The organism is Microbacterium marinilacus, from assembly GCF_019753765.1.
Taxonomy (GTDB): domain Bacteria; phylum Actinomycetota; class Actinomycetes; order Actinomycetales; family Microbacteriaceae; genus Microbacterium; species Microbacterium marinilacus.
In genome coordinates this window covers 1-9,751 of the sequence record NZ_JAIJZW010000011.1, presented here as the reverse complement: position 1 = coordinate 9,751, position 9,751 = coordinate 1, and the positions used below count along the sequence as shown (strand labels likewise).

Below are 9,751 nucleotides of genomic sequence, written 5' to 3'. Positions count from 1 at the left end.
GGCCCCTCCCTACGGGTCGGCGCTCGCGTGGGGCTGTTGGGGGGCGCGAGAAGAGGCCCGGACCTGCAGCGATCTGCAGGTCCGGGCCTCTCAGCTGGCCTCTCGGGCTCGAGCTAGATCGAGGACGTCAGAAGTCCCAGTCGTCGTCCTCGGTGGACTCGTGCTTGCCGATGACGTACGACGAGCCGGAGCCGGAGAAGAAGTCGTGGTTCTCGTCCGAGTTCGGCGAGAGCGACGACAGGATCGTCGGGTTCACGTTGGTGACGCTGGCCGGGAACATCGCCTCGTAGCCGAGGTTCATGAGGGCCTTGTTGGCGTTGTAGTGCAGGAACTTCTTGACGTCCTCGGTCAGGCCGACCTGGTCGTAGAGGTCCTGCGTGTACTGCACCTCGTTGTCGTAGAGCTCGTAGAGCAGCGAGAACGTGTAGTCCTTGATCTCGTCGCGCTGCGCCTGGTCGACGAGCTCGAGCCCCTTCTGGAACTTGTAGCCGATGTAGTACCCGTGCACGGCCTCGTCGCGGATGATGAGGCGGATCAGGTCGGCCGTGTTCGTCAGCTTCGCGCGGCTCGACCAGTGCAGCGGCAGGTAGAAGCCCGAGTAGAACAGGAAGCTCTCGAGCAGGGTCGAGGCGACCTTGCGCTTGAGCGGCTCGTCGCCCCGGTAGTACTCCATGACGATCTGAGCCTTCTTCTGAAGGTTCGGGTTCTCAACCGACCACCGGAAGGCCTCGTCGATCTCCTGCGTCGAGCACAGCGTGGAGAACACCGACGAGTAGCTCTTCGCGTGCACCGACTCCATGAACGCGATGTTCGTGTAGACGGCCTCCTCGTGCGGGGTGAGCGCGTCCGGGATCAGCGAGACGGCACCGACCGTGCCCTGGATGGTGTCCAGCAGCGTGAGGCCGGTGAACACCCGCATGGTGAGCTGCTGCTCCTCCGAGGTGAGCGTGTTCCACGACTGGATGTCGTTGGACAGCGGCACCTTCTCGGGCAGCCAGAAGTTGCCCGTGAGGCGGTTCCACACCTCGACGTCCTTCTCGTCCTGGATCCGGTTCCAGTTGATCGCCTGGACGTGGTCCAGCAGCTTGACCGCTTCAGTCATCTCTCGTTCTCTCTCGCAGCAATCCCGAGCGTCACAGCGTGCAGCTGACGCACTGGTCGATGTCCGTGCCCTCGAGGGCCATCTGGCGCAGGCGGATGTAGTAGATCGTCTTGATCCCCTTGCGCCAGGCGTAGATCTGCGCCTTGTTGATGTCGCGGGTGGTGGCGGTGTCCTTGAAGAACAGCGTCAGCGACAGGCCCTGGTCGACGTGCTGCGTGGCCGCGGCGTAGGTGTCGATGACCTTCTCGTAGCCGATCTCGTACGCGTCCTGGTAGTAGTCCAGGTTGTCGTTCGTCATGAACGGCGCCGGGTAGTAGACGCGGCCGAGCTTGCCCTCCTTGCGGATCTCCACCTTCGACGCGATCGGGTGGATCGACGACGTCGAGTTGTTGATGTACGAGATCGAGCCGGTCGGCGGCACCGCCTGCAGGTTCTGGTTGTAGATGCCGTGCTCCTGGATGGAGGCCCTCAGCTCGCGCCAGTCGTCCTGCGTCGGGATGTGGTGGGCCGCGAACAGCTCGGCCACCCTCGGGGTGCTCGGCACCCAGGGCTGCTCGACGTACTTGTCGAAGAACTCGCCCGAGGCGTACTTGGAGTCCCAGAACCCGTCGAACACCTGGCCGCGCTCGATCGCGAGGCGGTTCGAGGCGCGCAGCGCGTGGAACAGCACGGTGTAGAAGTAGATGTTCGTGAAGTCGACACCCTCCTCCGAGCCGTAGTACACGCGCTCGCGGGCGAGGTAGCCGTGCAGGTTCATCTGGCCGAGGCCGATCGCGTGCGACTTGTCGTTGCCGTCCTCGATCGAGCGCACGGAGCGGATGTGGCTCTGGTCGCTGACCGCGGTCAGCGCGCGGATGGACGTCTCGACGGTCTGGCCGAGGTTCGGCGAGTCCATCGCGAGCGCGATGTTCAGCGAGCCCAGGTTGCAGGAGATGTCCTTGCCGATCTGGTCATACGAGAGGTCCTCGCTGAGCGTCGTCGGCGTGTTCACCTGCAGGATCTCGCTGCAGAGGTTCGACATGTTGATGCGGCCCTTGATCGGGTTCGCCTTGTTCACCGTGTCCTCGAACATGATGTACGGGTAGCCCGACTCGAACTGGATCTCCGCGAGGGTCTGGAAGAACTTGCGCGCGTTGATCTTCGTCTTCTTGATGCGCGGGTCGTCGACCATCTCGCGGTACTTCTCGGAGACGGAGATGTCGCCGAAGGGCACGCCGTAGACGCGCTCGACGTCGTAGGGCGAGAAGAGGTACATGTCCTCGTCGTTCTTGGCGAGCTCGAACGTGATGTCCGGCACCACGACGCCGAGCGACAGCGTCTTGATGCGGATCTTCTCGTCGGCGTTCTCGCGCTTCGTGTCGAGGAACTTCATGATGTCAGGGTGGTGCGCCGAGAGGTACACCGCGCCGGCGCCCTGACGCGCGCCCAGCTGGTTGGCGTAGCTGAACGAGTCCTCGAGCAGCTTCATGACGGGGATGATGCCGCTCGACTGGTTCTCGATCTGCTTGATCGGGGCGCCTGCCTCGCGGATGTTCGACAGAAGGAGCGCCACGCCGCCGCCGCGCTTGGACAGCTGCAGCGACGAATTGATGCCGCGCGAGATCGATTCCATGTTGTCCTCGATGCGCAGCAGGAAGCAGCTGACGAGCTCGCCGCGCTGGGCCTTCCCGGCGTTGAGGAACGTCGGGGTCGCGGGCTGGAAGCGGCCCGTGATGATCTCCTCGACGAGGTTCCACGCGAGGTCCTGGTCGCCGTCGGCGAGCGCGAGGGCCGTCATCACGACGCGGTCCTCGAAGCGCTCGAGGTAGCGCTTGCCGTCGAACGTCTTGAGCGTGTAGCTCGTGTAGTACTTGAACGCGCCGAGGAACGTCTCGAAGCGGAACTTCTTGCCGTAGGCGAAGTCGTTCAGCCGCTCGACGAACTCGAACGGGTACTTCTCGATGACGGCGCCCTCGTAGTACTCCTTCTCGACCAGATAGTCGAGACGCTCCTTGAGCGAGTGGAAGAACACCGTGTTCTGGTTGACGTGCTGCAGGAAGTACTCGCGTGCGGCGCGCTTGTCGGCGTCGAACTGGATCTTCCCGTTCTCGTCGTACAGGTTGAGCATCGCGTTGAGGGCGTGATAGTCGAGCCCATCGAACTTGTCGTTGTGCTTGAAGTCCACGTCCGTGGTCAAGGCTGCTGCTTCCACCATCGTTCCAATCCGTCGCTGACGCGATCGACGTCGTCGGGTGTGCCGAAGAGTTCCAACCGGTACAAGTGGGGCACGTTGCACTTGCCGCTGATGATGTCGCCGGCGATGCAGAAGCCGTCGCCGAAGTTGGTGTTGCCTGCCGAGATGACCCCGTGGATCCCTCGGCGGTTGCGTTCGTCGTTGAGGAAGCGGATCACCTGCTTGGGGACCGCCCCTCGCCCGTCACCCCCGCCATAGGTGGGGGTGACGAGCACGTAGGGCTCGGCGACGACGAGCTCGTCGTCGCCGCGGTGGAGGGGGATCCGCTCGGCCCGCATCCCGAGCTTCTCGATGAAACGCGCGGTGTTGCCCGACACGCTCGAGAAGTAGACCAGGAGCGGCGCCTGGGTGGGCGCCGGCGCGAGTGCCGCGGTCATCCTGCTCCTCCTGTGCTCAATCCGTCGAGTCGATCGAGGCCGAAGGGCCGATCAGGCGAGGCGCGAGGCGAGCTCGTCGATCATGTCGGGACGGAAGCCGGACCAGTGGTCCTCCTCGGTCACGACGACCGGAGCCTGCATGTAGCCGAGGGCCTTGACCTGCTCGAGAGCGTTCGGGTCCTGCGAGAGGTCGACGACCTCGTATTCGATTCCCTTCGAGTCGAGCGCGCGGTACGTCGCCGTGCACTGGACGCAGGAAGGCTTGGTGTAGACCGTGATCGCCATGGCGCTTCTTCCCCTCAAAACCTTGTGATTTCCGGCGTACCTCCGCCGGGACCTCAATACTACATATGGGTACGGACATTCGGGGGCACCACAAGGGGTAGTAGTTACACGGATGTCATTTTCCACCGCTCTCCACCGGCTCATCACAGCTTTGTCCACCGTTTCGTCCACAGGCGGGACGGCTCTGCGAGCCCCCGAGACCGGCACCAAATCGCGGGTCGCGAGCCGGCGGCGCCGACTTCTCCACAGACCGCACGCTACGGGCGGCCACCGACATCGCACAGGGTGTGGATCGGGCCGATCCGGCGTGTCGCGGCGTGTCGCGCGGAGTCCGTCCGCAGCTCCGTCGGCGGACCGTCCGCGGCTCCGTCGGCGGGCCTTCCGCGTCGGTGCCAGGCAGTAGCGTGAGGGGGTGTCGTCGTACCGTGAACTCGCTCGCACGCCGGGCGTCGCCCGGATCATCGCCGCGCAGCTGACGGCGCGTTTCCCGTCCGGGATGATCAGCCTCGGCCTGCTCATCCACGTGGAGCATCTGACGCACTCCTACGCGGCGGCGGGCGTCGTGCTCGCGGCGGTGTCCATCGGCCAGGCCGTCGCCGGCCCGGTCACGAGCCGCTGGATGGGGCGCTGGGGCATGCGGCGCGTCCTGACCATCCTCACCGCGATCTACGCCGCCGCCATCGCCACGATCGCGGTCGCTCCGCTACCCGTGCCGGCGCTCGTCGCGCTGGGCCTGGTGGCCGGCCTCGCGACGCCGCCGGTGCAGTCGGCCGTGCGCACGATCTACCCCAAGCTGGTCAACGCCCGCCAGCTCACCGCGCTGTACTCCCTCGACGCCTCCCTGCAGGAGATGATCTGGGTGCTCGCGCCGGTGCTCATCACCTTCCTGGCGCTGCAGGTGTCGACCGTGCTCGGCCTGCTCGCGGTCGTCGTCATCGCGATCGGCGGCGGCGCGTGGTTCATCCTCTCCCCCGAGACCGGCCGCGTGCGCATCCCGCCGAGCCGCAGCGCGCTCGGACGCGTGCTGCGCAAGCCGACCGTGCTGCTCGCGACGGCGATCGGCCTGTTGTTCATCGGTGCGGCCGCGGCGATCGAGGCCGGCATCGTCGCGACCTTCGGCGAGGGCGGCGTCGAGTCGGGCCTCGTGCTCGCTGTGTTCGCCCTCGGCAGCCTGGTCGGGGGGCTCGGCTCGGGATCGATCCCGATGAGCCCGTGGTCGACCGCGCGGAGGCTCGGGATCGTCGCGGTGGGCACCGCGCTCACCCTGCTGTGGGTCGACAACCCGTGGTGGCTCGGCGGCGCGCTGTTCGTCGCCGGCGTGGGCTTCGCGCCGGCCCTGGCGGTGATGCTGTCGTCCACCTCGGCCAGCGTGAAGTTCAGCGAGACCGCCGAGGCGTACGGCTGGATCAACACGGGCCAGCTCCTCGGCGCGGCACTCGGCTCCATGGCGGCGGGCTTCGCGATCGACGGGATCGGCTCGATCGGCGCCTACGTCGTGAGCCTGACGATGATCGTCGGGGCCGCGCTGGTGGCCGCCGTGTTCCATCGCGGCTTCCCCGACCTGCGGCACCGCGACGCCTCGCCGATCCCCGACACCGAGCCCGTGCAGACCATCACCTGAGCCGCGTCAATAAGCTGGCTGCATGACGTCCCGCGCACCGCACCCCGTCACGCTGCCGCGCCTGTGCTGGGGCGACGCCGGGGCCGAGCGCCGTGCGCTCCTGGTGCACGGGCTCGGGTCGTCGGGAGCGCTCATGTGGCGCCTCGCGGTCGCCCTGGCCGACGCGGGCTGGCACGCGACGGCCGTCGACCTGCGCGGCCACGGGGATGCACCGCGCGCGCTCGACTACTCCGTCGAGGCCTACGCCGCCGATGTCGTGGCGACCCTGCCCGACGGCGGCGGCGCGTGGGACCTCGTGGTCGCCCACTCGCTGGGAGGCGCAGCGTCGACGACCGCGGCCGCGGAGAACGGGGAGTGGACGCGCCGTCTGGTGCTGATCGACCCGGCGATCCTCGTGACGGGGCGCGACAGCGGCATCATCCGTCGCAGCCAGGAGCGCGCGTTCGACGACAACCGCATCGAGGCGGTGCGCGCCGAGCACCCGCACTGGCACCCCCACGACCTCGAGCTCAAGGTCGACGCCGTCGCGCGCGCGAGCCGCTGGGCGGTCGAGCAGACCAGCGCCCAGAACTCCGAGTGGGACGTGCGCGCCGCGGCGGCCCGGCTGCGCGTGCCGACGCACGTGATCGGCGCCGACCCGAAGGTCTACAGCCTGTTCACCGGCGCCCTCGCCGACGAGGTGCTCGCCAACCCCGCCGTGACGATGTCGATCATCGCCGGGGCGGGCCATTCCCCCCACCGAGACGAGCCCGAGCCGACCGTGCGCCGGCTGCTGGAGGTGATCGACCGATGACCGCTTTCGACCCCGACGTCATCCTGACCGACGCGCTGATCGAGCGGATCCGCTCCCGCGCCGCGGCGGTGGACGCCGACAACGTGTTCCCCGAGCAGGACCTCGCCGAGCTGCGCGACGCGGGCTACCTGCGCGTGCTCGTGCCCGAGGACCGCGGCGGACTGGGGCTGTCGCTCGCCGACGTCTCCCGGCTGCAGCAGCGCCTCGCCGAGGCGTCGCCCGCGACCGCGCTCGCGATCAACATGCACCTGGTGTGGACAGGTGTGGCGAAGGTGATGCGCGACCGCGGCATCGACGACCTGCGATTCGTCCAGGAGGGCGCCGCAGCCGGCGAGGTCTTCGCGTTCGGGATCAGCGAGGCCGGCAACGACCTCGTGCTGTTCGGCAGCGACACCGAGGCCACGCCCCACGACGACGGCTCGTACTCCTTCACCGGCACGAAGATCTTCACCTCCCTCGCCCCGGTGTGGACCCAGCTCGGCCTGCACGGCCTCGACACCGCATCGCCCGACGGGCCGCGGATGGTCTACGCGTTCGTGGGCAGGGACGAGCGCGTCGTCACGCGGGACGACTGGGACACGCTCGGCATGCGGGGCACGCAGAGCCGCACGACCGAGCTCCACGGCGCGGTCGCGCCGGCGGACCGGGTGGTGCGGCGCGTGCCGCCGGGGCGGAACCCGGATCCGATCGTCTTCGGCATCTTCAGCGTCTTCGAGATCCTCCTGGGCTCCGTGTACACGGGCGTCGCGCGGCGGGCGCTCGACCTCGCGGCGGCCTCCGCGCAGGCGCGGCGGTCGAAGCGGACGGGACGCGCGTACGCGCAGGACCCGGACATCCGCTGGCGCATCGCCGAGATGGCGCTGGCCTACGACGCGCTCCCGCCGCAGCTCGCCGCGCTGGCACGCGACGTCGACGAGGGCGCCGATCACGGAGCGCGCTGGTTCTCCCTGCTCTCCGGGGTGAAGCACCGCGCCACGGCGACGGCCAAGCGTGTCGTCGACGAGGCGATGCTCGTGGCGGGCGGGTCCTCCTTCTTCGCCTCGAACGAGCTGTCCCGCCTCTACCGCGACGTGCTCGCCGGCGCCTTCCACCCGTCAGACCCGGAGTCGGCCCACTCCACCGTCGCGAGCGCCTGGCTGGGCCCGATCGAACCCTGATCCCGAGCGGACCGCGCTCGGGACGACCCTGCGCGGGAGGCCCGCCGCGTCACCGCCCGTCGAAGTCGAAGGCGCGCAGCAGTTCGGCGACGGCCTGCTCGCGGTCGTCGCCGCCCTGCTCGAACATGTGCGTCACGTGCGTGCGCAGGTGGTTCTCCAGCAGCAGCCGGTTGAGCGACTCGAGCGACCTCTGGATGGCCCGGGACTGCGTGATGATGTCCATGCAGTAGTCCTCGTTCTCGATCATCCGGCCGAGGCCGCGCAACTGGCCCTCGAGGATGCGGGTGCGGTGCAGCGCACGCTTCTGGATGTCTTCGATCACATCGTGAGGGTACCCCGCTGGGGCGGGGGTCGGCCGTGCGAGGATGACGAGCATGGCTCGCCTCGCGTCCGTCCCGCCGTCCCTGACCGCACCGGGAACGTCCGCCCGGCTGCTCTCCCCCGCAGACCAGGAACGGCTCCGCGCCCTGCGGCGGATGAAGGCCGTCGCCCTCGGCGCCCTGATCCTCATGGCGGGACTGTTCGTGATCGGGTTCGCCCTGCAGGAGAGCGTGCCGCCGCTCGCGTATCTCCGTGCCGCCGCGGAGGGCGGCATGGTCGGCGCCCTCGCCGACTGGTTCGCGGTCACCGCCCTCTTCCGTCGTCCCCTCGGCCTGCCGATCCCCCACACCGCGATCATCCCCACCCGCAAGGACGAGATCGGACGCAACCTCGGCGAGTTCGTCGAGACGAACTTCCTGGAGGCGGAGGTCGTCCGCACCAAGCTCGCGTCCACGCCGATCGCGGCCCGCCTCGGCGCGTGGCTGCGCACGCCGGAGCACGCGGAACGCGTCGCCTCGGAGGGCGCCGAAGTCGCACAGGGCGTGCTTCGGGCGCTGAGCGACGAGGACGTGCAGGACGTGATCGAGTCGCTGGCGCGCCGGCACCTCATCGACCCGGGTTGGGGCGAGCCCGTCGGCGGGTGGTTGGAGCGGGTCATCGGCTCCGGCGCGCACCGCGGCGCCGTCGACCTCGCAGCCGACTCGGTCGCTGCCTGGCTCGACGCGAACCCGGAGGCGTTCCAGGGTCTCGTCTCGCGTCGCCTGCCGTCCTGGGTCCCGTCGCTCGCGCATCGCCTGGTCGACCACACCGTCTACAACGAGGCCGTCGCCTTCGTCCGCGCCGTGCAGACGGACCAGGCCCATCCTGCGCGGCGCGCCATCGACGACTACCTGGTGCGTCTCGCCGACAACCTCCAGCACGACGCCGAGACGCGCGACCGGCTCGAGCAGGCCAAGTCCGCGCTCTTCGACAGCCCCCGGGTCCGCCGGCTCGCGGCCGAGGCGTGGGGCGCGGCCAAGCAGGGTCTGCTGCGCGAGCTCGCCGACGCCGACAGCGCCCTGCGCGCGCGGTTGCGCGACGCCCTCGCCGAGGTGGGGGCACGGCTCGAGGACGAGCCGGCGCTGCGCCGCAGGGTCGACGCCTGGGTCACCGACGCCGCGGTGTTCGTCGTCGAGCGGTACCGGCACGACATCGCGTCGCTGATCACCGACACGGTCGAGCGCTGGGACCCGCAGGAGACGACCGAGAAGATCGAGCTCATGGTCGGGCGCGATCTGCAGTACATCCGCCTCAACGGCACCGTCGTCGGCGCGCTCGCGGGCCTCGTGATCTTCACGATCGCCCACGCGTTCCTCGGCTGATCAGTCCACGCGCGCGATGCGGCCGCGCGTCAGCCGCACGAGCTCGTCGAAGGTGAGCGGGAACACCGAGTGCGCCGTGCCCGCAGCCGCCCACAGGACGGGATGCGCGGCCAGCTGCTCGTCCACGATCGTCTCGAGCGGCCTCGGATGGCCGGACGGCGCGACGCCGCCGATCACCTGTCCGGAGGCCTGCCGCACCTGCTCGGGGGTCGCCCGGACGATCGCCGCGCGGCCGCGCCGCGCCGCGAGGGCCGCGGTGTCGACGCGATGGGCCCCGCTCGTCATGACGAGCAGCGGGCGTCCGTCGCACCAGAAGACGAGGCTGTTCGCGATGGCCCCCACGTCCGTGCCGAGGGCGGCGGCAGCCTGCACGGCCGTCGCCGCCGACTCCGGGAGGAACACGATCTTCGACGAGATGCCCGCCTCGACGAGACTCTCCGCCACGCGGACGTTCCGGGGATGCAGATCCTCATGCACGGCGTCGATTCTAGGACGGGCGGG

10 protein-coding genes are annotated in these 9,751 nt (G+C 69.0%); 4 read left to right on the top strand and 6 right to left on the bottom strand.

All coding sequences use genetic code 11. From position 1 onward, the window contains the following. Positions 1-127 precede the first annotated feature (127 nt). Genes nrdF through nrdH form a run of 4 tightly spaced genes read right to left on the bottom strand, consistent with a single transcriptional unit; the run spans position 128 to position 3,997 of the window. Positions 128-1,102 (bottom strand): class 1b ribonucleoside-diphosphate reductase subunit beta, encoded by a 975-nt coding sequence (gene nrdF / locus K5S26_RS15445; RefSeq protein ID WP_221859819.1) that lies wholly within the window; start codon positions 1,100-1,102, stop codon positions 128-130. Between the two features lie 31 nt (positions 1,103-1,133). Next, the gene (nrdE, locus tag K5S26_RS15440) at positions 1,134-3,278 is read right to left on the bottom strand and encodes a class 1b ribonucleoside-diphosphate reductase subunit alpha (protein WP_372454415.1); all 2,145 of its coding nucleotides are present in this window, start codon (positions 3,276-3,278) and stop codon (positions 1,134-1,136) included. Then, complete coding sequence (gene nrdI, locus K5S26_RS15435; protein ID WP_221859815.1) at positions 3,275-3,712, bottom strand: class Ib ribonucleoside-diphosphate reductase assembly flavoprotein NrdI; 438 nt, start codon at positions 3,710-3,712, stop codon at positions 3,275-3,277. Before nrdI ends, nrdE begins: the two co-directional genes overlap by 4 nt. Positions 3,713-3,763: 51 nt before the next feature. Beyond that, a complete protein-coding gene (gene nrdH / locus K5S26_RS15430; RefSeq protein ID WP_221859813.1) occupies positions 3,764-3,997 on the bottom strand; it encodes a glutaredoxin-like protein NrdH in 234 nt (77 codons plus the stop codon). A 412-nt stretch (positions 3,998-4,409) separates the two neighbouring features. Here nrdH and K5S26_RS15425 point away from each other — a divergent pair, with 412 nt between their 5' ends. From K5S26_RS15425 to K5S26_RS15415, 3 genes are read left to right on the top strand one after another with little or no spacing between them, the layout of a single operon-like run. Continuing rightward, positions 4,410-5,618, top strand: a complete 1,209-nt coding sequence (locus K5S26_RS15425) for an MFS transporter (RefSeq protein WP_221859811.1) — start codon at positions 4,410-4,412, stop codon at positions 5,616-5,618. Between the two features lie 22 nt (positions 5,619-5,640). Next, on the top strand, positions 5,641-6,411 hold the full coding sequence (locus tag K5S26_RS15420; protein ID WP_221859809.1) for an alpha/beta fold hydrolase: 771 nt from the start codon (positions 5,641-5,643) through the stop codon (positions 6,409-6,411). Further along, positions 6,408-7,568, top strand: a complete 1,161-nt coding sequence (locus K5S26_RS15415) for an acyl-CoA dehydrogenase family protein (protein ID WP_221859807.1) — start codon at positions 6,408-6,410, stop codon at positions 7,566-7,568. The genes K5S26_RS15420 and K5S26_RS15415 overlap by 4 nt, the downstream gene beginning before the upstream one ends. Positions 7,569-7,617: 49 nt before the next feature. Here the strand turns inward: K5S26_RS15415 and K5S26_RS15410 are convergent, their stop codons facing one another. Beyond that, positions 7,618-7,890: a metal-sensitive transcriptional regulator gene (locus K5S26_RS15410; protein WP_221859806.1), complete on the bottom strand. Its 273-nt coding sequence runs from the start codon at positions 7,888-7,890 to the stop codon at positions 7,618-7,620. Between the two features lie 52 nt (positions 7,891-7,942). Here K5S26_RS15410 and K5S26_RS15405 point away from each other — a divergent pair, with 52 nt between their 5' ends. Further along, positions 7,943-9,250 carry a DUF445 domain-containing protein gene (locus K5S26_RS15405; RefSeq protein ID WP_221859804.1) on the top strand — a complete coding sequence of 436 codons (1,308 nt, stop codon included), beginning with the start codon at positions 7,943-7,945 and terminating at the stop codon, positions 9,248-9,250. On the opposite strand, the gene K5S26_RS15400 is transcribed toward K5S26_RS15405, so the two are convergent. After that, positions 9,251-9,727, bottom strand: coding sequence for a YbaK/EbsC family protein (locus tag K5S26_RS15400; protein ID WP_221860015.1), 477 nt, complete (start codon positions 9,725-9,727; stop codon positions 9,251-9,253). Between the last annotated feature and the right edge of the window lie 24 nt (positions 9,728-9,751).